The following is a 23899-nucleotide window of genomic DNA, read 5'->3' as shown; positions in this document are numbered from 1 at the left end:
GCAGGCGCAAAGGCCGTGGACCACAGCACACCGCCCCCGGGCCTAGGCTGGAACCCATGAGTACGTTGCGTAGCCACCGCCAGGTGACCGGTCTGCCCACGTGGGACCGCTGCGCGGTCATGGGCGTCGTCAATGTGACCCCCGACTCCTTCTCGGACGGCGGCCGCTGGTTCGACACGACGGCCGCCGTCAAGCACGGCCTCGACCTCGTCGCCCAGGGCGCGGACCTGATCGACGTCGGCGGCGAGTCCACCCGCCCCGGCGCGACCCGCGTCGACGCCGACGAGGAGCTGCGCCGCGTCATCCCCGTCGTCCGGGGCCTCGCCTCCGAGGGCGTCACGGTCTCCGTGGACACGATGCGCGCCTCCGTGGCCGAGCGGGCCCTGGCGGCCGGCGCCGCGCTCGTCAACGACGTCAGCGGCGGTCTCTCGGACCCCGCGATGGTCCCCGTGGTCGCCGAGGCCGGCGCGCCCTTCGTGGTCATGCACTGGCGCGGGCTCCTGGAGGGCGGGAACATCCCCGGGACGTACGACGACGTCGTCTCCGAAGTCGTATCCGAGCTGCACGCGCGCGTGGAGGCCGTCATCGGGGGCGGCGTCGCCCCGGACCGCATCGTCGTCGACCCGGGCCTCGGCTTCTCCAAGGACACCGAGCACGATCTGGCGCTCCTCGCGCACCTGGACCGCCTGCACGCGCTCGGCTACCCGCTGCTGGTCGCCGCCTCCCGCAAGCGCTTCCTCGGCCAGGTGCTGGCCGGCCCCGACGGCGCCCCGCCGCCCGCCCGCGAGCGGGACGCCGCCACCGCCGCGATCTCGGCCATCGCCGCCCACCAGGGCGCCTGGGCGGTACGCGTCCACGAGGTCCGGGCCACGGCGGACGCCGTCCGCGTCGCCCGGGCCGTAGAAGGAGCCCGGTGACCGGCCCCCGTACCGACATCGAGCAGGTCGAACGCGCCAACACCGCCTTCTACGAGGCGATGGAGCGCGGCGACTTCGAGGAGTTGTCGGCCCTGTGGCTGACGGCCTCGGACATCGAGGACGGAGCGGGTATCGCGGTCACGGCGGACGCATTCGACGAGCCGGACACCGCCGACGACGCGGACACGGCGGGCGCCGTGGTCTCCGCACGCCCCGAGATCTCCTGCGTACACCCCGGCTGGCCGGTGCTGACGGGCCGCGGCGAGGTCCTCAGGTCGTACGCGCTGATCATGGCGAACACCGACTACATCCAGTTCTTCCTGACCGATGTGCATGTGTCCGTCAGCGGTGACACCGCGCTCGTGACCTGCACCGAGAACATCCTCAGCGGCGCCCCGGCCCCGGAGGGCGGCCCCGAACCCGGCCCCCTCGTCGGCCAGCTGGTGGTCGCCACGAACGTGTTCCGCCGCACGTCCGCCGGCTGGAAACTGTGGGCCCACCACGCCTCGCCCGTACTGGCCGAAACCAACGGCGACGAGGACGACGAGACCTCCGCCTGAGTGGGTAGGGGCCAAGCAGGGCCGAGAAGTGGTTGGAATCACGTCGGCCGGGGTATGGACGGCTACCAGCCCGGTCGGGGGCACCTCCCGCCCCCGGACGGCCCTTGATCCACGACCCTCCCGGGCGTCCGTGGGCCGGGGCTGTCGGTGCTCACCGGTAGATTCGACCGTGGCTGGTGTGCCGACCGCTCTCGGACGAGGCGGCTCGGGTCATGGGCGTCCCGGTCGTTCGGGGCGTCTTCGGGTGGCTGGGATGCCCTGCGGCCGGGCGATCCCCGCTCGCGATCCCGGCTCGGGGACAGGTCGTGTCCGCCAGATGAAAACCGTCCGACGACTGCAGGAGTGATTCGCGTGGATCGTGTCGCGCTGCGCGGCCTCAAGGCCCGCGGGTACCACGGTGTCTTCCCGAAGGAGCGCGAGGAGGGCCAGGTCTTCATCGTGGACCTGGTGCTGGGCCTCGACACCCGGCCTGCCGCCGCCGACGACGACCTGGCGAAGACCGTGCACTACGGCATCGTGGCGGAGGAGGTCGTGGCCGTCGTCGAGGGCGAGCCGGTCGATCTCATCGAGACGCTGGCCGAGCGCATCGCGGGTACCTGCCTGAAGCACGACGGGGTCCAGGAGGTCGAAGTGTGCGTCCACAAGCCGGACGCCCCGATCACCGTGCCCTTCGACGACGTGACCGTCACGATCACCCGGAGCCGAGTATGACTGCGTTTGTCACCTGGGGACAGAGCGACCCGACCGTCCAGCCGGTGCCCGCGTCCGTGGTGGAGAAGGTGGACGCCGCCGACACGACCCTGAGCAATCCGAAACGGGCCGTGATCTCGCTGGGGTCGAACCTCGGCAATCGCCTGGAGACGCTGCAGGGCGCGATCGACGCCCTGGAGGACACGCCGGGCGTCCGCGTCCGAGCCGTCTCGCCGGTCTACGAGACCGAGCCCTGGGGCGTCGAGCCGGGCAGCCAGCCCGCCTACTTCAACGCCGTGGTCGTCGTGAAGACCACCCTCCCGCCCTCCTCGCTCCTGGAGCGCGCCCACGCCATCGAGGAGGCCTTCAGCCGCGTACGCGACGAGCGCTGGGGCCCGCGCACGCTCGACATGGACATCGTCGCCTACGCCGACGTGGTCTCCGGGGATCCGGCGCTGACGCTCCCCCACCCGCGCGCCCATGAGCGCGCCTTCGTCCTCGCACCGTGGCACGACGTCGAGCCGGAGGCCCAGCTGCCCGGCCGCGGCCCCGTCGCACAGCTGCTGTCCGGCGTCACCCGGGCGGGTGTCACGCCGCGCGCCGACCTGGAACTCCGGCTGCCCGAATAGTCGTTAGGGTCTACCGGACCAAGCTTTCGCCCAGGGCGGCGAAGGCCGGCGGCGTCGAAGGGACGAAGTGAAACAGCTGCGCATCCGGGTGCTGGCCGGCCTCTTCATGGTGGCCGGGGTGCTGTCCTGGGCGGGCGCCCGGCTGTGGGACTCGGTCGGCACCCTGCCGCGGGTTCCCCTGGCCGCGCCCATCGTGCTGGCCCTCATCGCCGTCGTCCTGCTGGCGACGGCTCTCTCCATCCGGACGCGGCTCCGCGCCCAGCGCGAGCGCAGCCCGGGCGCCAAGGGCGTGGACCCGCTGATGGCGGCCCGCGCCGTCGTCTTCGGCCAGGCCAGCGCGCTCGTCGCGGCTCTCGTCTCGGGCATGTACGGCGGGACGGGGGTCTTCCTGCTGGAGTCCCTCGACGTCCCGGCCCGCCGCGACCAGGCGATCTACGCGGGCTTCTCCGTCCTCGCCGGTATCGCCGTGATCGCCGCGGCGTTCTTCATGGAGCGCGTGTGCAAGCTCCCGGAGGACGAGGACACCCCCGGCCAGGGCACGGCCCCGACGACGTAACGCACCACCGAGGCACGCCCGGCGTCAGCAGCAGCGCCCGCAGGCGTACCTGGCGCCCTACTTCGCCATGATCAGGCTCATCGCCTCGGCGCGCGTGGCCGGGTCCCGCAGCTGGCCCCGGACCGCCGAGGTGATGGTCTTCGCCCCGGGCTTGCGGACCCCCCGCATGGTCATGCACATGTGCTCGCACTCGATCACCACGATCGCCCCGCGCGGCTCCAGGATGTCCATCAGCGAGTCGGCGATCTGCGTGGTCAGGCGCTCCTGCACCTGAGGGCGGCGGGCGAAGACATCCACGAGCCGGGCCAGCTTCGACAGCCCCGTGATCTTGCCGTCGGTGGACGGGATGTACCCGATATGGGCGAACCCCACGAACGGGACGAGATGGTGCTCACAGGAGCTGAGCACCTCGATGTCCTTCACCAGGACCATCTCGTCATGCCCCAGGTCGAACGTCGTCGTGAGGACGTCCTCCGGCTTCTGCCACAGGCCGGCGAATATCTCCCTGTACGCCCGTGCCACGCGGCCCGGCGTCTCCCGCAGGCCCTCCCGGTCCGGGTCCTCTCCGACCGCGATCAGCAGTTCCCGCACTGCGTTCTCGGCGCGCTTCTCGTCGAACTCGCCGATGGGGCCCTCGCCGTCCAGCGTCACGGGGTCGGTCATGTGTGCCTCGTTCCTGTGGTATCGCGTACCGGCATACGGCAATGCCGCGCCCCCCAAGGCTAGAACCATGGGGGGCGCGGCATCCATTCCGGTGCGGCTGTGACCTGCGCAACCGCCGAGGCGATCAGCTGTCGGTGCGGTCCTCCGGAGCCGGAGCGATCTCGGTCGACGACACGGGAGCCGCCTCCGAGGCCGCGCCTGCCGTCACCGCAGGCGTGGAGCCGTTGGCACCGGTCGTCAGCGACAGCTCCTTCGGGGACAGCACCGGCGGGCGCGTCGAGGGCGTACGCCGCGAGGAGCCGGTCCACGCCGGGCGGGCCGGGCGCTTGACGACCGGGGCGAAGATCTCGGCGATCTCCTCCTTGCCCAGCGTCTCCTTCTCGAGCAGCGCGAGGACCAGGTTGTCGAGGACGTCGCGGTTCTCGACGAGGATCTCCCAGGCCTCGTTGTGCGCGTTCTCGATGAGCTTCTTGACCTCTTCGTCGACGAGCGCGGCGACCTCTTCCGAGTAGTCGCGCTGGTGAGCCATCTCACGTCCGAGGAACGGCTCGGTGTTGTCGCCGCCGAACTTGATCGCGCCGAGCCGCTCGGTCATGCCGTACTGCGTGACCATGGCGCGCGCGGTCGCGGTCGCCTTCTCGATGTCGTTGGCCGCACCCGTGGTCGGGTCGTGGAAGACGAGCTCCTCGGCCGCGCGGCCGCCCAGCATGTACGCCAGCTGGTCGAGCATCTCGTTGCGCGTGGTCGAGTACTTGTCCTCGTCCGGCAGGACCATCGTGTAGCCCAGCGCACGGCCGCGCGACAGGATCGTGATCTTGTGGACCGGATCGGAGTTCGGCGAAGCCGCCGCGACCAGGGCGTGACCGCCCTCGTGGTACGCGGTGATCTTCTTTTCCTTGTCCGACATGATCCGGGTCCGCTTCTGCGGGCCCGCCACGACGCGGTCGATGGCCTCGTCCAGCATGTGGTTGTCGATCAGCTTCTTGTCGCTGCGGGCGGTCAGTAGCGCCGCCTCGTTCAGGACGTTCGAGAGATCGGCACCCGTGAAGCCGGGGGTGCGCCGCGCGACGGCCGACAGGTCGACGTCCGGCGCGACCGGCTTGCCCTTCTGGTGGACCTTGAGGATCTCCAGACGGCCCTGCATGTCCGGGCGGTCGACGGCGATCTGCCGGTCGAAGCGGCCCGGGCGCAGCAGCGCCGGGTCGAGGATGTCGGGCCGGTTGGTGGCGGCGATCAGGATGACGCCGCCCTTCACGTCGAAGCCGTCCATCTCGACGAGCAGCTGGTTCAGCGTCTGCTCGCGCTCGTCGTGGCCGCCGCCGAGACCCGCACCGCGGTGCCGGCCGACGGCGTCGATCTCGTCGACGAAGACGATCGCCGGGGCGTTCGCCTTGGCCTGCTCGAAGAGGTCGCGCACACGGGAGGCACCGACACCGACGAACATCTCGACGAAGTCGGAACCCGAAATCGAGTAGAACGGGACCCCGGCTTCACCGGCGACGGCACGCGCGAGCAGCGTCTTACCGGTTCCGGGCGGGCCGTACAGCAGCACGCCCTTGGGGATCTTGGCGCCGACGGCCTGGAACTTCGCCGGTTCCTGCAGGAACTCCTTGATCTCCTGGAGCTCCTCGACGGCCTCGTCGGAGCCCGCCACATCGGAGAACGTCGTCTTCGGGGTGTCCTTGGTGATGAGCTTGGCCTTGGACTTCCCGAAGTTCATGACTCGGGAGCCGCCGCCCTGCATCTGGTTCATCAGGAACAGGAAGACGACCACGATGAGGACGAAGGGCAGCAGGGAGAGCAGGATGCCGACGAACGGGTTCTGCTTCGAGGGCGAGACCGTGTAGCCCTCGGGGATCTGCTTGTCCTCGAACTTGGCCTGCAGGTCCTTGGCGAGGTCGACGCCCTGGTCGCCGATGTAGCTCGCCTGGATCTTGTTGCTGTCCTCGACCTTCTGGCCATCCTTGAGCTCGACCTTGATGGTCTGCTCGTCACCGGTGGTCAGCTTGGCCGACTTCACCTGGTTGTCGTTGATGGCCTGGACGACCTGGCCGGTGTCCACTGTCTTGTAGCCGCCGGACGAGCCGACGACTTGCATCAACACGACCACGGCAAGGACGGCCAGCACGATCCACATGACCGGCCCACGGAAGTATCGCTTCACGTCCATCCATACGGAGCGGTGCCGCCCCGTCCCTCCTGCCACAGTGAGTTTGATAAAGACTGTTCTTCGGACGGTACCCCAGGATCGTCACCCGACGCTGCGGGGAAGACCGGCAATACCGCCCTCGCATGGTCCAACGGCGGGAAACGCCCACTGGTTCCCGAATGTCCTGTGGGCCCGGGCACACCCGGGCCACCGGCTCAGGAGCGGCCCCGTGGACGCTCAGGAACCGCCGTAGACGTGGGGCGCGAGCGTACCGACGAACGGCAGGTTCCGGTACTTCTCGGCGTAGTCCAGGCCGTACCCGACGACGAACTCGTTGGGGATGTCGAAGCCGACCCACTCCACGTCGATCGCGACCTTGGCCGCCTCCGGCTTGCGCAGCAGCGTGCACACCTTCAGCGACGCCGGCTCGCGCGAGCCGAGGTTGGAGATGAGCCAGGACAGCGTCAGTCCCGAGTCGATGATGTCCTCGACGATGAGGACGTGCTTGCCCTTGATGTCGGTGTCGAGGTCCTTGAGGATCCGCACGACACCGGACGACTGAGTGCCCGCGCCGTACGACGACACGGCCATCCAGTCCATGGTGACGGGGGTGGACAGCGCACGGGCCAGGTCGGCCATGACCATCACGGCGCCCTTGAGGACACCGATGATCAGCAGGTCCTTGCCCGCGTACTCCGCGTCGATCTTCGCGGCCAGCTCGGCCAGCTTCGCGTCGATCTCTTCCTTGGTGATGAGCACCGACTTGAGGTCCGCACCCATGTCTTTCGCGTCCACCCGCATCACTTTCGGTCGTGTCCGCCGACGTCCCGGCCGTCTGCCGTACCAGGCGTACCGGGGCTCTTCGTCAGCCTTGCCGAATCACCAGTCTGCCACCCTGCCGCTGGGCGACGACCCGGCCGGGGAGATTGATGGCCCCCTGACCGCGCCAGCCGGTGATCAGCCGGTCGACTTCCTCGATGTGGCGGGCGAACAGCGAACCGGCCGGGGCGCCGGCGGCGATGGCGGCGCGGCGCAGGATGCGGCGGCGCACGGCGGGCGGCAGCGCGTAGAGCTTGGCGCACTCCAGCAGGCCGGAGGCGTCGCGGACGGAGGCCTCGGCCTCAGCGGCCCAGGCGTCCAGGGCGTCGGCGTCGTCGCGGGAGAGCTGGGCCGTACGGGCGAGGGCCTCCACGACGCCCTTGCCGAGCGCCTTCTCCAGGGCGGGCAGGCCTTCGTGGCGCAGGCGCGAGCGCGTGTACGCGGGGTCGGTGTTGTGCGGGTCGTCCCAGACGGGCAGCGACTGGACCATGCAGGCCTTGCGGGCGGTCTGCCGGTCGAGGTGCAGGAAGGGACGGCGGTAACGGCGGGCGGCCCCCAGTCCCCCGGAAACAGCAGCCATTCCGGACAAGGAGCGGATGCCGGAGCCGCGGGCGAGACCGAGGAGTACGGTTTCGGCTTGATCGTCTCGGGTGTGGCCGAGCAGGATCGCCGCGGCGCCATGGCGCTCTGCGGCAGCGTCCAGCGCGGCGTACCGGGCCTCGCGGGCGGCAGCCTCGGGACCGCCGTCACGGCCGACCGACACGACGACGGAGTCGACGGGGTCCAGGCCGAGGGCGGTGAGCCGCGCGACGACTTCGGCGGCGCGGAGGTCGGAGCCGGGCTGCAGACCGTGGTCCACGGTGATGCCACCGGCGCGGATGCCGAGTTTGGGGGCTTCGAAGGCGAGGGCGGAGGCGAGCGCCATGGAGTCGGCGCCGCCGGAGCAGGCCACCAGCACCAGGGCATGCCCGGGGGCGCGCTCGGTGCGGGCCTCATGGGGCTCGGGAGTGCGCTGGGCGCTGAGGTCGATGAGGACGTCGTGGAGGACGCGGCGGACCGCCAGGCGTATCGCCGCGACCGCTGGATGGGGACCCATGTCCGGTTCCCTTCGGGAGTTCGGGAGTGTGCCTCGGAATCTGTCACTCGGTCGCTGAGTGGCTGCACCGGCCGCCCGTCTCACACGGGCCGTTCAGTCACTCAGAGTGGTTCGATGGTGACAGAGCCGAGCCGTTACCCGAGCATTGCACGCCTTCTCAAGCCTCACGGTCCCTCGGACGGGTGATTACGGGCGTTCCTCGCCGTCGGTGGATCCGGCTCATGCCACCCCGGCTCACGACTCCGCCTTGCGGTGCACCCGCGCGACCCAGTCAGCGGGTTTGGCGATCTCCACCTTGGTGGGGAGCGTGTTGGGCGAGGTCCAGATCCGGTTGAAGCCGTCCATGCCGACCTCCTCGACGACCGCCCGTACGAACCGCTCGCCGTCCTTGTACTGCCGCAGCTTCGCGTCGAGGCCCAGCAGCTTGCGCAGCGCCATGTCCAGGCGCGAAGCACCGCGGGCGCGGCGCTGCTGGAACTTCTCGCGGATCTCGCCCACGGACGGCACGACCGACGGGCCGACGCCGTCCATCACGTAGTCCGCGTGGCCTTCCAGGAGCGACATCACGGCGGTCAGCCGGCCGAGGATCTCCCGCTGGGCGGGCGTCTGCACCAGGTCGACGAGGCTGCGGCCGCCGTCGTCCTCCTCGCCCTCCGGGCGGCCGCCGGCCAGCGACTGCGCGGCCTCCCTGATCCGCTCGAGGACGGTCATGGGGTCGACGTCCGTCTCGGCCAGGAACGACTGGATCTCGCCCTCGAGGTGGTCGCGCAGCCAGGGCACGGCCGTGAACTGGGTGCGGTGCGTCTCCTCGTGCAGGCACACCCAGAGGCGGAAGTCGTGCGGGTCCACGTCGAGCTCGCGCTCCACGTGGACGACGTTGGGCGCCACGAGGAGCAGCCTGCCGCCGCCGTTGCTGCCGGCCGGGAGCTCGCGCGTCGCCGGGGCGAAGGTCTCGTACTGGCCGAGGACCCGCGAGGCGAGGAAGGACAGCAGCATGCCCAGCTCGACGCCGGTGACCTTGCCGCCGACGGCACCGAGGACGGCGCCGCCCGGGCCGCCGCCGCGGCGCTGCTGCATCTTGTCGAGGAGGGGCTTGAGGATCTCCCGGAACCCGGCGACGTTGGCCCGGACCCAGCCGGGCCGGTCGACGACGAGCACGGGGGTGTCGTGGGCCTCGTCGGTGGCCAGCCGGGTGAAGCCCCGGACGTGCTCCTCCGATGCCTTGGCATGTCGGCGCAGTTCCGCGACGACGGCTCGGGCCTCGTCGCGGGTCACCTCTGGGCCCGGCCGCACGAGCCGGGTCGCGGTTGCCACCGCGAGATTCCAGTCGACCATCTCGGTGCCACCGATGCTCGTCATGCGTCAACGGTACGTGAGCGTGTCCGGCTGCGGTGGGTGTTGGCTTGCCCAGCTTTGGCTGGACGTACGGCTAGGGGTGCCGTGCGTCGTGGTGCTGTGCCCACCCTCCCCCATTGCCTTAAGGGCATGGGAGGTACCCCCATCGCCCCAGCGGAACGATTGCCCACAGCAGTACAGCGGTCCCAAGCGCCCGCGCCCGGCGGCGTCAGCTGCAACCGCACGCCGCCAGTGCTGACGCCGCTCTGTCCAGGGTCGACTGGGCCGTCTTCGGGTCTGTCGTGCCTGTCGCCAGGAAGGCGAAGGCCAGGAGGCGGCCGTCTGTGTCGACGACCGTGCCCGCGAGGGTGTTGACGCCGGTCAGGGTGCCCGTCTTGGCGCGTACGAGGCCGGTGCCGGGGGCGTCCGCGACGTCGGCGTAGCGATTGCGCAGCGTGCCGGTGAAGCCTGCGACCGGCAGGCCCGTCAGGACCGGGCGCAGTTCCGGGTGGTCCGGATCGGCCGCTCGGGCGAGGAGAGCGGTGAGCAGGCTTGCGCTGAGCCGGTCGGCGCGGTTCAGGCCGCTGCCGTCGGCGAACCGGGCGCCGGTCAGGGGGAGTTTCAGCTTCTGCAGCTGCTCGTGGATCGCCTTCGCGCCGCCGTCGAAGCTCGCGGGATGGCCCGTCGCCAGCGCGGTCTGCCGGGCCAGTGCCTCCGCGATGTCGTTGTCGCTGTTCGTCAGCATCCGCTCGACCAGCGCGGAGAGGGTGGGGGACTGCACCGAGGCCAGCTCCTCGGCGCGGTCCGGCGCCTTGGCCGAGGACGGGTCGGAGGGTTCGGTCTTGATGCCGTGGTCGCGCAGCAGCTTCGCGAACGTACGCGCCGCGTCCGCCGCCGGGTCCCCGCTGCGCGGCGCCGGACCGCTGGCGGAATCGTCGAGGCGCCCCTCGTCGGCCATCAGCGCGCTGACGGGCGCGATGTTCCCGTTGAGGCCGATGGGGTGCACCAGCGGACCCGAGTACAGCGACGTGTCGTAGCGGAGGGAGATGGTGTCCACGCCCTTGGCCTTGAGCGCGCGGGCCGTGTCCTCGGCCAGGGTGCGCAGGCTCGCGTTGCCCTTCGCATCCTTGCGGGCGGTGAGCGTCGGGTCGCCGCCGCCGACCAGTACGACGTTCGCGGCTTTCCCGGAGCCGGGCCCGAGGACCGTACGCGTCGTGATGCGGTGGTCAGGACCCGCCGCGGACAGCACCGCCACGGCCGTCGCGATCTTGGTGGTCGACGCGGGCGTGAGCGCCTCGCCCGCCCCCTTGCCGTACAGCTGCTTGCCCGTGGCGGCGTCGACGACGGCCGCCGTGCGCTGGGCGCCCAGTGAGCCGCCGTTCAGCAGCGGGTCGAGCACCTTCGCCAGTGCCCGCTCCTCGGGGACGGCTGCGGAGCCCGTGCCGGCAGGTGCCGCGAGCGCGGCCAGCACGGAAGGAGCGCTCGGGGCGGCCGCCGGTGTCTTCCGGGCCCGCGCGTCGGTCCCGTCCTTACGGGAGGCCGGGGTGCCGTGATCTGCGCCACCCCGGTCCTCCAGGGCGGCGGCCCGCTCCCGCTCGGCCGTACGCTGGCCGGAGTCCCAGGGACCGGCCGCGGCGACCGAGCCGGCCGCGAGGGCCAGGCCGGCGACGGCCGCGCCCGCCGTGAGCTGCCAGGTTGCGAGTTTCGCGAACCGCACCCCGCACCGCCTCGCGAACCGCCCAGCCGTCAGCTCTGGCACGAGCACCAGCCCCTTTCGCGATCACACAACTGCGTGAGGGACACTTAATCACTGCGTCTTGCCGCGGGACCGCACCACGGCAGGCCCGGCCACACGTCCGGCCGGGTATCCGGGGGCCCGCGGCGGAGCCGTTTGACACATACGGCCCCGGGAGGATGCAGCACCACCCGATGAATGTGCATGTATGTGCTGATCATGGAGGAGCCACCGGTGGAGTTCGACGTCACGATCGAGATTCCGAAGGGTTCGCGTAACAAGTACGAGGTGGACCACGAGACCGGTCGGATCCGCCTGGACCGTCGCCTCTTCACCTCGACCAGCTACCCGGCCGACTACGGCTTCGTCGAGAACACCCTCGGCGAGGACGGCGACCCGCTGGACGCCCTGGTCATCCTGGACGAGCCGACGTTCCCCGGCTGCCTCATCCAGTGCCGCGCCATCGGCATGTTCCGGATGACGGACGAGGCCGGCGGCGACGACAAGCTGCTGTGCGTCCCGGCGCACGACCCGCGCGTGGAGCACCTGCGTGACATCCACCACGTGTCGGAGTTCGACCGCCTGGAGATCCAGCACTTCTTCGAGGTCTACAAGGACCTGGAGCCCGGCAAGTCCGTCGAGGGCGCCAACTGGGTCGGCCGCACGGACGCCGAGGCCGAGATCGAGCGTTCCTACAAGCGCTTCAAGGAGCAGGGCGGTCACTGACCCCCGCATTCCCGGACGGGCCGCGTGATCCCTTACGGGACCGCGCGGCCCGTTCGTGCGTCCGCGTCCGTCCGGGGATGCACGTATCCGTGCGCATACTGGGGCGTACTGGATGTCCAGACGAGTCGTACGAAAGGCGGGGCAACAGTCCGTGGCTCACCCCGAGGCGGAGGACCGCAAGCCGCAGTCGGACGAGGCGAGGAGCGCCTTCATACAGCCGACCGGCGTGGTGTCCCCACCACCGGCGGCCGAGGACGAGTCGCAGACGACGTCCGAGTTCGCCATCCCGGACGGGCTGGCCGCGCCGCCGGCGGCCACGCAGGAGCCGGAGGGCTCGGCGTTCAGCACACCCAGCGCGTACAGCGCCCGGCACACCGTGCCCACGTTCACTCCGCCGTCGGGCATCCCCATGGTCAGGCTGACCAAGGAGGCTCCCTGGCAGGACCGGATGCGCACGATGCTGCGCATGCCGGTGGCCGAGCGCCCGGCGCCGGAGCCCGTGCAGAAGCACGACGACGACTCCGGGCCCGCTGTTCCGCGCGTGCTGGACCTGACCCTGCGTATCGGCGAACTTCTGCTCGCGGGCGGTGAGGGCGCCGAGGACGTGGAGGCGGCGATGTTCGCCGTCTGCCGGTCGTACGGCCTGGACCGCTGCGAGCCGACCGTCACGTTCACCCAGCTGTCGATCACGCACCAGCCCTCGCTGGTGGACGACCCGGTGACGGCGTCGCGGATCGTCCGCCGCCGGGGCACCGACTACACGCGGCTCGCGGCCGTCTTCCAACTGGTCGACGACATCAGCGACCCGGATACCGAGGTCTCCCTGGAGGAGGCCTACCGGCGCCTCGCGGAGATCCGACGCAACCGGCACCCGTATCCGGGCTGGGTGCTGACCGCGGCGGGCGGCCTGCTCGCGGGTGCGGCATCGGTCCTGGTCGGCGGCGGCTTCATCGTGTTCGTCGCGGCGGCGGTCGGCGCGATGCTGGGCGACCGGCTCGCCTGGCTGTGCGCGGGGCGCGGGCTGCCGGAGTTCTACCAGTTCGTGGTGGCCGCCATGCCGCCCGCCGCGATGGGCATCGTCCTGACGCTGGCGCACGTCCCGGTGGCGGCCTCCGCGGTGGTCACCGGTGGGCTCTTCGCGCTGCTGCCGGGGCGGGCCCTCGTGGCGGGCGTGCAGGACGGGCTGACCGGCTACTACATCACCGCGTCCGCGCGACTCCTAGAGGTCCTGTACCTGTTCGTCGGCATCGTCACCGGTGTCCTGGTGGTGCTCTACTTCGGCGTGAAGCTGGGCGCCAAGCTCAATCCGGACGCGGCGCTGCTCACCGTCGAGCGCCCGGTGTGGCAGATCGCCGCCTCCATGGTGCTGTCGCTGGCCTTCGCGGTGCTGCTCCAGCAGGAACGGTCCACCGTGCTGTTGGTGACACTGAACGGCGGCGTGGCCTGGGTGGTGTACGGCGCCCTGCACTACGCGGGCGGCCTCTCACCGGTGGCGTCGACGGCGATCGCGGCGGGTCTGGTGGGCCTGTTCGGCCAGCTCCTGTCGCGCTACCGGTTCGCGTCCGCGCTGCCCTACATCACAGCCGCGATCGGCCCGCTGCTGCCCGGTTCGGCCACCTATTTCGGCCTTCTGTCGATCGCTCAGAACAACGTCGACAAGGGCATGGTCTCGCTCACGAAGGCCGCTGCGCTTGCGATGGCCATCGCGATCGGCGTGAACCTGGGGTCGGAGATCTCCCGGCTGTTCCTGCGGGTGCCGGGCGCCTCGGCGGCGGGCCGCCGCGCGGCCAAGCGGACGCGCGGCTTCTGATCCGTACGCGTACCGGCTGATCCGTACGCGTACCGGCTGATCCGTACGCGTACCGGGGGCCCGTCAGCGCTTGGCGTGGCGGCCGCGCTGGGTCGCCGGAGCCACCGTGTCCCGGTCGGGCTCGGCGCCCGCCGCGGCGGCCTTCTTGCCCTTGCTGCGGGCGCGCAGCAACTCGACGATGATCGGCAGCACCGAGATGAGGACGATCAGGATCAGGATCGCCTCGATGTTCTTGTGGACGAAGTCGATGTTGCCCAGCCAGGAGCCGAGCAGGGTGACGCCCGCGCCCCAGAGCACGCCACCGAGGACGTTGTAGAGGAGGAACGAGCGGTACCGCATGCCGCTGACGCCGGCGATGATCGGCGTGAACGTACGCACGATGGGCACGAAGCGCGCCAGAACCAGCGACTTGGGGCCGTACTTCTCGAAGAACTCGTGGGCCTTGACCACGTTCTCCTGCTTGAAGAAGCGGGAGTCCGGGCGGCTGAAGAGCGCTGGGCCGACCTTCTTGCCGAACATGTAGCCGGCCTGGTCGCCCAGGATCGCGGCGACGCAGATCAGGGCGATGGCACCCCACAGCGGGAAGTCCAGCTGCTCCGACGTGATCAGCAGACCGGCGGTGAACAGCAGCGAGTCACCCGGCAGGAAGAAGCCGAAGAACAGGCCGGACTCGGCGAAGACGATGAGGAGCAGGCCCCACATACCGAAGGTGTTGAGCAGGTAGTCCGGATCCAGCCAGCTTGGTCCGAGCGCAAGCGTCATCACGGTTCCGGGCTCCTGAGGGGTCATAGGGGGCAACATGGCGGTCCTGGCCGCACAAAGTTACCAACGCGAGGTGACACCGCCAGGTTCCCCCGGCTTCTTCAGGGTGCACTGTGCGCGAACTGGGGCAACCTTTGGCCACCCCAGCCGCATTCGTCCCCGACCTGAGCCAGCGCCCGGTCCTGATCCTGGTCCTGGCCCTGGTCCGTCAAGGTCCGGACCGTGGCCCTCGTCCCGGTCCCTCCGGGTCAGGCCGCGCGCCGTGTGGCGTTGGCCACGATCGCGTCCCGCAGATGGACCGCGAGCCCCGGCCGCATGGAGTCGTAGAACTCCTTGAACCGCTCGTCCGAGACGTACATCTCGCCGAGACCCCGGTGGATCTCGAGGGTGCACTCGTAGAACCACTTGGTGATGTGCTGCCGGTGCTCCTCGGCCATGTCCATGGCCCGCTCGCCCGACGACGGCTCCCCGTCCGCCATCAGGGCGTCGTAGCGCGCACCCCAGTCGGCGACCTCGTCCTGCATCCGCTTCCAGTCCGCCTTCGTGTAGCGGGCGGCGCGCCGCTGGGATTCGGCGTACGCCTCCGTGCCGCCCCAGCGTTCCTCGGCCTCGTCCGCGTACGCCTCCGGGTCCTTGTCCCCGAAGACCTCGAACTTCTCCTCGGGCGTGAGATTGATGCCCAACTTCCTCGCCTCCATGGCGTGCTCCACGGCCTCGGCCATCTTCTGCAGCTCGGCGATACGGGCGGTCAGCAGTTCGCGCTGGCGCCGCAGATGCTCCCGCGGGTCCGCTTCCGGATCATCGAGCAGGGCCGCGACCTCGTCGAGCGGAAACCCGAGCTCCCGGTAGAACAGGATCTGCTGCAGCCGGTCGAGGTCCGCGTCGCCGTACCGGCGGTGGCCGGCGTGGCTTCGCTCACTCGGTACGAGCAGCCCGATCTCGTCGTAGTGGTGCAGGGCCCGCACGGTGATCTTCGCGAACCGGGCCACCTGCCCCACGGAGTAGCTCATCGCTCCCGCTCCCTTCTCGGTACGCACGCCACGATGCGGCCTCACGCGACGTGAGGTGCAAGCCCGGATCCGCACCGAGTGCGTGAGTCGCTGCGACTACCCGGCGTCGCCCCTGTGCGGCACCCCGGTGGCATAGGGGTTCTCCTCCCCCTCCGCCAGCACCCCCACAAAGGGCTCCCCCTCCCCCGCGAACGTGTAGGCCCCGCCCTTGATGCGGTCGATCAGACCCTGGGTCCACTCGGCCCCGCGGTCCGCCGAGTACACCCAGAAGTTCATGATCTCGCCGATGTGGCCGAGCTGTTCGGGACCGTCCGCCGGGGTGTAGTACTCGGTGACGGCCGCGCGCCACTCCCCTATGGCGCGCACCCGCTCCTCGAGGAGTTCGAGCGCCTCCTCGCGCTCCAGGTCGACCATGAACCCGAGGGCGGCCGACAGGACGTCCGGTTTCTGGTCGTAGGCGGTCAGGGACTCGCGCAGCAGCTTGAAGTACTCGCGGGTGCCCTTGTCGGTGACCTCGTACTCGGTGCGCGGCGGGCCGCCGGCCGTGGAGGGCGCGATCTCGTGGGCGTGCAGCAGGCCCTGCTTGGCCATCTGCTTGAGGGCGTGGTAGATCGAGCCCGGCTTGGCGTTGGACCACTCATGGGCGCCCCAGTACTCGAGGTCGTTGCGCACCTGGTACCCATGGGCCCGTCCGTGCTGGCGGACCGCACCGAGCACCAGCAACCGGATCGCCGACATCCCACGCCCCTCGCTCCATGCTGGTCAACTTTGACCAGCGTAGCCCTGCTGCATGGCCACGAGCTCGAAGGCGGTCCTGCCGTCGAGCGACTCACGGATGATGTCGGCGTGCCCGGCATGCCGGTCCATCTCGCTGATCAGCCGGAGCAGCAGCCAGCGCATCGAGACGCGCTCCTTGGGGAACCACGGCTGGTCCGGCAGCGCGAAGGTGTCGTTCAGGCTGGGCACCGCCCGGATGAACTCCTCGGTCTGGCGGGCGATCTCCGCCCAGTGCGCGAGCTGCTGCTCGACCGTCTCCTCGCCGACGAGCTGGAAGCACTCGTGCCAGGTCTCCTCGGTCCGCTCGACCGGCGGCTGCTCACCCTTGGCCCGGTCCACCCAGCTCTGCTCGGCCTCGGCCACGTGCTTGAGCAGCCCGGACAGCGACAGCTCGCTCGCGCAGGGCTTCTTCGCCGCCTGCTCCTCCGTCAGGCCGAGGAGCGTCCGCCGGATGCCGCCGCGCGCCTCCTCCAGGAAGCCGAGCAGCGCTCCGCGCTCGTCGCCGTGTGCCTCTGCGGGAACGTGCATGACCATGACCGGGCCGCCTTTCGTCGGTGCGTTGCCGCTTTCGGTACGTACGACGCTAGGCACCCATGCGGTCAGCCTCGGTCCGCAACTGCGCGGTCCGATCCGCAACTGCGCGGAAGAGCCGCGGTGAGGCCCGGACTCAGAGCGGGAACTCGCTCCGCCCGTGCTGCACCGAGATCCACCTCTTGGTGGTGAAGGCGTCCACCGTGGACTCGCCGTTCAGCCGCCCCAGGCCCGAGTGCTTCTCGCCTCCGAAGGCGACCAGCGGATCGTCGTGCACCGTGCCGTCGTTGACGTGCACCATGCCCGTCTCGAGACGCCGTGCGAAACGCACCGCACGCTCGATGTCGGCCGCGTGCACGGCACCGCTGAGCCCGTACGGCGTGTCGTTGGCGATACGTATCGCCTCCTCCTCGCCGTCGAACGGGACGAGGAGGGCCACCGGGCCGAAGATCTCCTGCCGCAGCACGGGCGAGTCCGCCGGCAGCCCGGTGAGGACGGTCGGCTCCACCAGGTTGCCCATGGTGCGCCCGCGTACGAGCGCCGTGGCACCGTCGGCGAGCGCCTGGTCGACCAGGGTGGTGAGCGCGTCGGCCTGGAAGGCGTTGATGAGCGGGCCGATGTGGGTGTCCGGATCGCGCGGGTCGCCGGTCTTCAGCGCCTTGACCCGGGCGGTGAACTTCTCCGTGAACTCCGCTTCCACCGAGCGGTCGACCAGGATGCGGTTGGCGGCCATGCAGACCTGCCCCTGGTACACGTAGCGGCTGAAGACCGCGGCGTCCACGGCGTAGTCGACGTCCGCGTCGTCGAGGACGACAAGCGCGCTGTTCCCGCTCATCTGCAGGATGACGCGCTTGAGGTGGCCGGCCGCCACGGAGGCGATGTGCCGCCCCACGCGGTCCGATCCCGCGAACGAGATGACCTTCGCGAGCGGATGCTCGATGAGGGCGTCGCCGATCTCGGCGATGTCGGTGACGATGACGTTCAGCAGCCCGGGCGGCAGGCCCGCGTCTTCGAAGATCTGGGCGATGAGTCCGCCGCCGACGACAGGCGCGTTCTGGTTGGGCTTGACGACGACGGCGTTGCCCAGGGCCAGCGCGGGCGCGACCGACTTGAGCGTGATCAGGAACGGGAAGTTGAAGGGGCTGATCACCGTCACGACACCGGCGGGCTGCCGGAAGACGCGGCTCTCCTTGCCGGGGACGGGCGAAGGCACGATCTGCGCCTCGGGCCCCATCGCGATGTGCATCGCCTCGCGGATGAACTCCTTGGCGAGATGCACCTCGTACCGCGCCTTGGTCCACGTTCCGCCGAGCTCGTCGACGATGGCCTCGACGATCTCGTCCTCACGGGCCTCGGTGATACGCAGCGCCCGCTCGAGCACCTGCCGTCTGTCGTAGGGGCCTGCCTGCGACCAGGACTTCTGGGCCCGCTCGGCGGCACGGAAGGCGGCGTCGACCTCGGAGACGGTGGCAACCGTCAGCGCGGCGAGCTTCTCACCGTTGTACGGGTTGAAGTCGATGATGTCCCACGAGCCGCTGCCGGTCCGCCACTCGCCGTCGATGTACTGGTGAGCCAGGTCGGTGAAGAAGGACATGCGATCCCCAACTGCGAGAGGCAGACGCCTGATGAGACGTCATCGTACTTGTGTCTTATATGAGTTGGAGCAGCCCTCGGAGCACGTCCCGCGATTGGGCCGGATCCGGACTCTCGCTCTGCAGCCGGTCCATGGCTTTTGCGTACTGTGTGACGTCTTCCCGCTTGTCCAGGTAGAGCGCGCTGGTGAGCTGTTCGAGATAGACGACGTCGGACAGATCGGACTCGGGGAAGCTGAGCACCGTGAAGGCACCGCTCTCACCTGAGTGCCCGCCGAAACTGAAGGGCATCACCTGGAGCCTCACATTCGGCCGCTCGGACACCTCGATCAGATGCTGGAGCTGACCGCGCATGACGTCCCTGCTGCCGTAGGGCCGGCGCAACGCGGCCTCGTCCAGGACGACATGGAAGTCCGGAGCACGTTCGGAGACGAGTAGCTTCTGGCGCTCCAGGCGCAACGCGACGCGCCGCTCGATGTCGGCCGCGCCAGCACCCTCTCCCATGCCGCGCTCGACGACCGCGTGCGCGTACGCCTCGGTCTGCAGCAGGCCGTGCACGAACTGGACCTCATAGACACGGATGAGGGATGCGGCGCCTTCCAGTCCCACATACGTCTGGAACCAGCCGGGGAGCACGTCCGAGTAACTGTGCCACCAGCCCGCGACGTTGGCCTCCTTCGCAAGGGCGAGCAGCGCGCTGCGCTCGGCCTCGTCCGTGACGCCGTACAGCGTCAGCAGATCCTCCACGTCCCTCGCCTTGAAGCTCACCCGTCCCAACTCCATGCGGCTGATCTTCGATTCGGACGCACGGATCGAATAACCGGCCTTCTCGCGCGTGACGCCGCGCGCTTCCCGTAGCCGCCTGAGCTGTGAACCCAGGAGGATGCGCCGCACCACGGAGCCTCCGCCAGGGCTCAGCGCCTGGGGGGACCCCCACGACTCGCCTGCGGTCACTTCGTCACCCTTCCCAACGTCTCCAGAGGCCGAAGTCTGCCACTAAAACGCTCCACCCCGTACTCGTCCGGTTACAGAAATGGAAAGGCTTTCGAGGAGTGACGGAAGCAGACAGAGGAAGAAATGCATAAGAATCGGGTCAGGAATGCTCAACTCCGGCGCGTGCACGTGCATCTGCCCTTGCATCTGCCGAACGCATTCGGAACCATGGTCTCGCACCACCGCAGTATCGCCGCGACCGCGAATCCCGGGAGTGCCTCGCATGGGGATGAATGGATCGACCATGCTCGAGCCGTTAAGGCAGGGGCTTCCCCCGATAGACCCCGCAGCCGTCTCCACCGCAGCGTCCTGTTCTCTGCCCGCCCGCTACGAAGCGGTGCGCGAGGCGCGGCAGTTCACCGGTCGAACGCTCTCTCAGTGGAACCTGTCGGAAAGATTCGACGACGTCGCACTGGTCGTCTCCGAGCTCGTCACCAACGCGCTGCGGCATGCACTGCCCTCCGACACCCCGCGCGACGACGAGCCGCCCGTGCGGCTGCACCTCATGCACTGGACGTCGCGCCTGGTGTGCGCGGTGCGCGATCCCAGCCACCAGAACCCCGTCGCCCGCGAGACGGAGGAGGACTGCGCCGCCGAGTCGGGCCGCGGCCTGCTGCTGGTCGAGTCGTTCGCCGACAGCTGGGGCTGGCACCCGCTCGCCGGCGCGCTGACCGGCAAGGTGGTCTGGGCGCTGTTCCGCCTGCCGACCGACTAGTCGAGCCCGGCGGCTTTCGTATGCCGGTGGTCTACGCGCGTTGTTACGAAGAGTCGCCCCCTGATCGCGCTCAGCCGCCCGCGATCAGATGGTCGAACTCGCCGTCCTTGATCCCCAGCAGCATGGCCTCGATCTCCGCGCGCGTGTAGATGAGCGCGGGGCCGTCGGGGAACCGCGAGTTGCGTACGGCGACGTCGCCGCCCGGCAGTCTCGCGAACTCCACGCATGAACCCTGTGAATTGCTGTGCCGGCTCTTCTGCCAGGCCACCCCGTGAAGCTCTGTGGCCGCCATGCCGTTGTACACGTCGTGCACAGATCGCTCCCCGTGTGGCTGGGCTGATGCAGCGGTCAACTGTTCGGGATCATAGCTCTGTTCACGTGCCGATGCATGGGCAGATGCACGTGCACGACGGGTGTTCCTACGGTTACAGCTGCGGCGTGCCTGCCCCCGGGTTCGCATTGCATGCGGGAACGGAGGGCTCCGCCCTGGCCATCCCCCGTCTCGCCACTCAGATAAGCGCCGCACACGGTAGAGACGTGTGCGGGGGCGTTCTTGTTCCGGGCCGCCGTTGGGGGTGCGGCCGACTGGCGCTTTGCACAGGTACGAGGCGAGGGCCGGGCCGCAAGAAACAGCCGCCGCAGGCCCCGCGGATCGCGGGCCCTGCGGCGGCGGCAGTTGGTGGGGCGGGGCTACCGCCCCGACGCGCCCGTCCCGTACGGCAGCAACGCCATCTCCCGCGCGTTCTTGATCGCGCGGGAGATCTGCCGCTGCTGCTGCACGGTCACCCGCGTGACCCGCCGACTCCGGATCTTGCCCCGGTCGGAGATGAACTTCCGCAGCAGGTCCGTGTCCTTGTAGTCGACGTACGTGACACCGGCCTGGTCCAGCGGGTTCGGGCGGGACTTGCGTGACGTGGGCTTGCGGTCGCCCTTGCGGGGCATGTCAGACCTCCAGAAGAGAGTCGAAGGCGGGCGGCAGCCGCTTCCAGGCGTCCCGCCCGGCCGCGTACTCCGCATCGGTCAGCAGGCAGGACTCCAGGAGCCGTTTGAGCCCCTCTCGGTCGAGCCCGGGCGAGGTGAAGACGAGGTGCTGGCAGCAGTCCCCGTGCTCCGGGTGCCAGTCGAGCGCGGCGGCGGCCCGGCGCATCGGCGGCACCATGTCCCACGCGGCGTCCGGCAACGAGGCCAGCCAGGGCCCGGCGCTCTCGACGCACAGGGCGCCGCCCGCCGCGTCCCAGGCGAGCAGCGTGTCCGGCCTGTCGGCGAGCCAGAACCGTCCACGGCTGCGGGCCGCCGCGCAGGTCAGGTCCTCCAGGGCCGCGTACAGCCGCTCCGGGTGGAAGGGCCGTCGGCGGTGCCATACGAAGGTGGAGACCCCGCTCTCGTCCGCCTCGGCCGGCAGCAGGGCGCACGCCGGGTGCTGCGCCGCCGCGGCGGCCTCCACGTCGAAGCCCCCCAGCGCCGCGCCCGCCAGGTCGCCGTGGGCGATGGAGACTTGACGGGCGGTCGGGTGGAGCTGGGCGAGCAGCGCCCGGTCCTCGTCGTCGGCCTCGTCGGAGTACGCGACGGCGAGCACGGGGGCGTACTCGAGCTGGCGGGCCCAGGTGTCGGCGACGGTGCGCTGGTCCGTGGCGGCCGCGGCGAGGCCGGCCTCCATGAGGTCGTCGCCGTTGCCGAGGTAGGGCAGCACCAGGGCCGGGTCGACGGCGGTGATCACCGCGGTCACGGGGAAGCCACTCGCGACGACGACCTCGGCCATCGCCTTCGGCTCGACCGAGTCCCACAACTCGACGATGGCCAGCCGTCCGGGAGCACCGGCCGCGGGCGGAGGCGTACCGCTCACCGGTTCGTCCGCGAGCCGCTCCAGCTCCGGCACGAGGTCCTCGCGCAGCGCGCAGCACGCACAGTCGTTGACCAGCGGCGCCTCGCCGGTGGAGAGCACACCGGTGGCGTCGCGGACGGTTCGGAGGACCGTCCCGCCCACGGCCGTCGAGAGGTCGTGGTGCAGGGCGACGCTGCCCGGGACGGTCGCGAGCAGCCGTTCGACGGCTGCCTTCCGGGCGTCCGCGTGCAGCCCGCCGACGATCGCGACGCCGAGCCGGCTCCGCTGCGCCGACGGCTCGGGGGTCTCCATCAGCGGGCCTCGCGAGTGCCGTAGCGGCGCTCGAAGCGCTCCACGCGGCCCGCCGTGTCCAGGACTCGGGCCGTGCCCGTGTAGAAGGGGTGGCTGACGTTCGAGATCTCGACATCAACGACGGGGTACGTGTTGCCGTCCTCCCATTCGATGGTCTTGTCGCTCGTCATGGTGGAACGCGTCAGGAAGGCGTGGCCGGCGGCGCGGTCGCGGAACACGACAGGGCCGTACGCGGGGTGGATTCCGGGCTTCATGTCTCAGGCCTTCCGTTCAGCGCTCTTCGCGGAAGTCGACGTGCCGGCCGACGACCGGGTCGTACTTGCGCAGGGTCATGCGGTCCGGGTCGTTACGGCGGTTCTTGCGGGTGACGTAGGTGTATCCGGTCCCCGCCGTGGACCGGAGCTTGATGACGGGGCGGAGTTCGTTGCGGGCCATGCGGCTAGTATATGAAAACGAATCCCATTTCCAAACGAGACGCAGAGAGAGGTGCACGGCCCATGTCGGCCCACTGCATGCTGACCGGCGCCCAGCCCGGATTCGGCAACAACATCTCCCACTCGCACCGGCGCACGTCCCGCCGCTTCGACCCCAACGTCCAGCGCAAGCGCTACTGGCTGCCGAGCGAAGGCCGGTACGTGCGGCTGCGGCTCAGCGCGAAGGGAATCAAGACCGTCGACACGATCGGCATCGAGGCCGCCGTGGCCCGGATTCGCGCCCGTGGGGTGAAGGTCTGATGGCGAAGAAGAGCAAGATCGCGAAGAACGCCAAGCGGCAGGAGATCGTCGCCCGGTACGCCGCGCGCCGCGCCGAGCTGAAGGAGATCATCCGGCGTCCGTCCAGCAGCGACGCCGAACGCCTGGCCGCCCAGCAGGAACTGCGCAGGCAGCCGCGTGACGCCAGTGCGACGCGGGTGCGCAACCGCGACAGTGTCGACGGGCGGCCGCGCGGATACTCGCGCACCTTCGGGTTGTCGCGGGTGAACCTGCGCCAGCAGGCGCACGCCGGATTCCTGCCGGGAGTACGCAAGTCGTCCTGGTAGCGGCTGCGGCGGTGCCTGGTAGCTTGCTGCGGTCTGATGAGAGACACGCCAGCCAGTGCCGTATCACTGCCGTACGAGTGCCATAGGGGGACACCAGTGACCACCGTCGCCTCTGCCGCGTCTGCCGCGTCTAGCGTGCTCGGGTGGCCGCGGGTGCGGGTCGCCGCAGCCGCGGCCGGAGTCGTGGCAGCGCTCGTTCTGACCGGCTGCAGCAGCGGCGGAGGGGACGACGGCGGCAGCGGCACGGACAAGGGCTCGGACAGCGGCTCTTCCGCGTCCGCCTCGCCGTCCGCGTCGTCGGACTCCGGCGACGGCAACGGCAGTGGCTCGGGCTCGGCCGGCGGACGCCTGGAGGGGAGCTGGCTGGCCACCACCGACGGCAAGGCCGTCGTACTGGTGATCAACGGCAAGCAGGCGGGCCTCTTCGCGACCGGCGGGACCGTGTGCCACGGCACGGCCGAGGAGCAGGCGGGCATGCAGATGATCGCGCTCACGTGCAAGGGCGGCGACGACCGCGAGGGCATGGTCGAGTCGGTCGGCGACACGACGATGAAGGTCGACTGGGAGGGCCTCGGCGAGGAGACCTACCAGAAGGCCGAGGGCGGGAAGCTGCCGACAGAACCGCCGACGGCGTCGCTCCCGGCGTCCTGACAGACCGGAA

General features: G+C 70.2%; 27 protein-coding genes and 1 pseudogene. 11 read left to right on the top strand and 17 right to left on the bottom strand.

Going from position 1 to position 23899, the window contains the following annotated elements:
* Nucleotides 1–56: 56 nt before the first annotated feature.
* From folP to STSP_RS26240, 5 genes are all read left to right on the top strand, one after another.
* Nucleotides 57–917: a dihydropteroate synthase gene (gene folP / locus STSP_RS26260; protein ID WP_067282955.1), complete on the top strand. Its 861-nt coding sequence runs from the start codon at nucleotides 57–59 to the stop codon at nucleotides 915–917.
* Nucleotides 914–1477 (top strand): nuclear transport factor 2 family protein, encoded by a 564-nt coding sequence (locus STSP_RS26255; RefSeq protein ID WP_067282952.1) that lies wholly within the window; start codon nucleotides 914–916, stop codon nucleotides 1475–1477. Before folP ends, STSP_RS26255 begins: the two co-directional genes overlap by 4 nt.
* 351 nt (nucleotides 1478–1828) lie before the next feature.
* Nucleotides 1829–2188 carry a dihydroneopterin aldolase gene (gene folB, locus STSP_RS26250; RefSeq protein WP_067282949.1) on the top strand — a complete coding sequence of 120 codons (360 nt, stop codon included), beginning with the start codon at nucleotides 1829–1831 and terminating at the stop codon, nucleotides 2186–2188.
* Entirely contained in the window at nucleotides 2185–2796 is a 612-nt protein-coding gene (folK, locus tag STSP_RS26245; protein WP_067282945.1) for a 2-amino-4-hydroxy-6-hydroxymethyldihydropteridine diphosphokinase, read from the top strand. The genes folB and folK overlap by 4 nt, the downstream gene beginning before the upstream one ends.
* 67 nt (nucleotides 2797–2863) lie before the next feature.
* Complete coding sequence (locus STSP_RS26240; protein ID WP_067282942.1) at nucleotides 2864–3352, top strand: DUF3180 domain-containing protein; 489 nt, start codon at nucleotides 2864–2866, stop codon at nucleotides 3350–3352.
* Nucleotides 3353–3409: 57 nt separating this feature from the next.
* On the opposite strand, the gene folE is transcribed toward STSP_RS26240, so the two are convergent.
* From folE to dacB, 6 genes are all read right to left on the bottom strand, one after another.
* Complete coding sequence (gene folE, locus STSP_RS26235) at nucleotides 3410–4015, bottom strand: GTP cyclohydrolase I FolE (RefSeq protein WP_067282941.1); 606 nt, start codon at nucleotides 4013–4015, stop codon at nucleotides 3410–3412.
* A gap of 124 nt (nucleotides 4016–4139) precedes the next feature.
* The gene (gene ftsH, locus STSP_RS26230; protein WP_067282938.1) at nucleotides 4140–6185 is read right to left on the bottom strand and encodes an ATP-dependent zinc metalloprotease FtsH; all 2046 of its coding nucleotides are present in this window, start codon (nucleotides 6183–6185) and stop codon (nucleotides 4140–4142) included.
* Nucleotides 6186–6401: 216 nt separating this feature from the next.
* Nucleotides 6402–6965 carry a hypoxanthine phosphoribosyltransferase gene (gene hpt, locus STSP_RS26225; RefSeq protein WP_067282936.1) on the bottom strand — a complete coding sequence of 188 codons (564 nt, stop codon included), beginning with the start codon at nucleotides 6963–6965 and terminating at the stop codon, nucleotides 6402–6404.
* A 64-nt stretch (nucleotides 6966–7029) separates the two neighbouring features.
* The gene (gene tilS, locus STSP_RS26220; RefSeq protein WP_067282934.1) at nucleotides 7030–8079 is read right to left on the bottom strand and encodes a tRNA lysidine(34) synthetase TilS; all 1050 of its coding nucleotides are present in this window, start codon (nucleotides 8077–8079) and stop codon (nucleotides 7030–7032) included.
* 234 nt (nucleotides 8080–8313) lie between these two features.
* Nucleotides 8314–9438, bottom strand: a complete 1125-nt coding sequence (locus STSP_RS26215) for a zinc-dependent metalloprotease (protein WP_067282931.1) — start codon at nucleotides 9436–9438, stop codon at nucleotides 8314–8316.
* Nucleotides 9439–9643: 205 nt separating this feature from the next.
* Nucleotides 9644–11173, bottom strand: a complete 1530-nt coding sequence (gene dacB, locus STSP_RS26210) for a D-alanyl-D-alanine carboxypeptidase/D-alanyl-D-alanine endopeptidase (protein ID WP_067283022.1) — start codon at nucleotides 11171–11173, stop codon at nucleotides 9644–9646.
* Between the two features lie 210 nt (nucleotides 11174–11383).
* On the opposite strand from dacB, the gene STSP_RS26205 reads away from it, so the two are divergent.
* Both STSP_RS26205 and STSP_RS26200 read left to right on the top strand, forming a co-directional pair.
* Entirely contained in the window at nucleotides 11384–11875 is a 492-nt protein-coding gene (locus STSP_RS26205; RefSeq protein WP_003991985.1) for an inorganic diphosphatase, read from the top strand.
* 112 nt (nucleotides 11876–11987) lie between these two features.
* Nucleotides 11988–13685, top strand: a complete 1698-nt coding sequence (locus tag STSP_RS26200) for a threonine/serine exporter family protein (protein WP_067282929.1) — start codon at nucleotides 11988–11990, stop codon at nucleotides 13683–13685.
* A 117-nt stretch (nucleotides 13686–13802) separates the two neighbouring features.
* On the opposite strand, the pseudogene STSP_RS26195 reads toward STSP_RS26200, so the two are convergent.
* The 6 genes and pseudogenes from STSP_RS26195 to STSP_RS26170 all read right to left on the bottom strand — a co-directional run.
* Nucleotides 13803–14450: pseudogene (locus STSP_RS26195) on the bottom strand (DedA family protein); the annotation flags it as partial.
* Nucleotides 14451–14695: 245 nt separating this feature from the next.
* A complete protein-coding gene (locus tag STSP_RS26190; RefSeq protein ID WP_067282924.1) occupies nucleotides 14696–15457 on the bottom strand; it encodes a MerR family transcriptional regulator in 762 nt (253 codons plus the stop codon).
* A 96-nt stretch (nucleotides 15458–15553) separates the two neighbouring features.
* The gene (locus STSP_RS26185) at nucleotides 15554–16195 is read right to left on the bottom strand and encodes a PadR family transcriptional regulator (RefSeq protein WP_067282922.1); all 642 of its coding nucleotides are present in this window, start codon (nucleotides 16193–16195) and stop codon (nucleotides 15554–15556) included.
* Nucleotides 16196–16219: 24 nt separating this feature from the next.
* A complete protein-coding gene (locus STSP_RS26180) occupies nucleotides 16220–16768 on the bottom strand; it encodes a DinB family protein (protein ID WP_067282919.1) in 549 nt (182 codons plus the stop codon).
* A gap of 133 nt (nucleotides 16769–16901) precedes the next feature.
* Nucleotides 16902–18359, bottom strand: coding sequence for an aldehyde dehydrogenase family protein (locus STSP_RS26175; protein ID WP_067282918.1), 1458 nt, complete (start codon nucleotides 18357–18359; stop codon nucleotides 16902–16904).
* Nucleotides 18360–18414: 55 nt separating this feature from the next.
* Nucleotides 18415–19311, bottom strand: a complete 897-nt coding sequence (locus STSP_RS26170; RefSeq protein WP_408646361.1) for a helix-turn-helix domain-containing protein — start codon at nucleotides 19309–19311, stop codon at nucleotides 18415–18417.
* Nucleotides 19312–19573: 262 nt separating this feature from the next.
* On the opposite strand from STSP_RS26170, the gene STSP_RS26165 reads away from it, so the two are divergent.
* Nucleotides 19574–20065, top strand: a complete 492-nt coding sequence (locus STSP_RS26165; RefSeq protein WP_198547441.1) for an ATP-binding protein — start codon at nucleotides 19574–19576, stop codon at nucleotides 20063–20065.
* Between the two features lie 70 nt (nucleotides 20066–20135).
* Here the strand turns inward: STSP_RS26165 and STSP_RS26160 are convergent, their stop codons facing one another.
* The 5 genes from STSP_RS26160 to rpmG form a co-directional block, all read right to left on the bottom strand.
* Nucleotides 20136–20357 (bottom strand): DUF397 domain-containing protein, encoded by a 222-nt coding sequence (locus STSP_RS26160; RefSeq protein WP_067283016.1) that lies wholly within the window; start codon nucleotides 20355–20357, stop codon nucleotides 20136–20138.
* Nucleotides 20358–20755: 398 nt separating this feature from the next.
* Nucleotides 20756–21007, bottom strand: coding sequence for a 30S ribosomal protein S18 (rpsR, locus tag STSP_RS26155; protein WP_067282912.1), 252 nt, complete (start codon nucleotides 21005–21007; stop codon nucleotides 20756–20758).
* 1 nt (nucleotide 21008) lies between these two features.
* A complete protein-coding gene (locus STSP_RS26150) occupies nucleotides 21009–22199 on the bottom strand; it encodes a CobW family GTP-binding protein (protein ID WP_067282910.1) in 1191 nt (396 codons plus the stop codon).
* Nucleotides 22199–22453, bottom strand: a complete 255-nt coding sequence (locus STSP_RS26145) for a type B 50S ribosomal protein L31 (RefSeq protein WP_067282908.1) — start codon at nucleotides 22451–22453, stop codon at nucleotides 22199–22201. The genes STSP_RS26150 and STSP_RS26145 overlap by 1 nt, the downstream gene beginning before the upstream one ends.
* 16 nt (nucleotides 22454–22469) lie before the next feature.
* Entirely contained in the window at nucleotides 22470–22634 is a 165-nt protein-coding gene (gene rpmG, locus STSP_RS26140) for a 50S ribosomal protein L33 (protein WP_003999141.1), read from the bottom strand.
* Nucleotides 22635–22696: 62 nt separating this feature from the next.
* Between rpmG and rpmB the strand changes: the two genes are divergently transcribed.
* The 3 genes from rpmB to STSP_RS26125 all read left to right on the top strand — a co-directional run bounded on the left by rpmB (nucleotide 22697) and on the right by STSP_RS26125 (nucleotide 23889).
* Nucleotides 22697–22933, top strand: a complete 237-nt coding sequence (gene rpmB / locus STSP_RS26135) for a 50S ribosomal protein L28 (RefSeq protein ID WP_067282906.1) — start codon at nucleotides 22697–22699, stop codon at nucleotides 22931–22933.
* A complete protein-coding gene (gene rpsN, locus STSP_RS26130; RefSeq protein ID WP_067282902.1) occupies nucleotides 22933–23238 on the top strand; it encodes a 30S ribosomal protein S14 in 306 nt (101 codons plus the stop codon). Before rpmB ends, rpsN begins: the two co-directional genes overlap by 1 nt.
* Nucleotides 23239–23421: 183 nt before the next feature.
* Nucleotides 23422–23889: a hypothetical protein gene (locus STSP_RS26125; RefSeq protein ID WP_232789797.1), complete on the top strand. Its 468-nt coding sequence runs from the start codon at nucleotides 23422–23424 to the stop codon at nucleotides 23887–23889.
* Nucleotides 23890–23899: the final 10 nt, after the last annotated feature.

Source organism: Streptomyces jeddahensis, assembly GCF_001642995.1.
In the GTDB taxonomy this organism is placed as follows: domain Bacteria; phylum Actinomycetota; class Actinomycetes; order Streptomycetales; family Streptomycetaceae; genus Streptomyces; species Streptomyces jeddahensis.
This window is presented reverse-complemented; position numbering and strand designations above follow the sequence as displayed.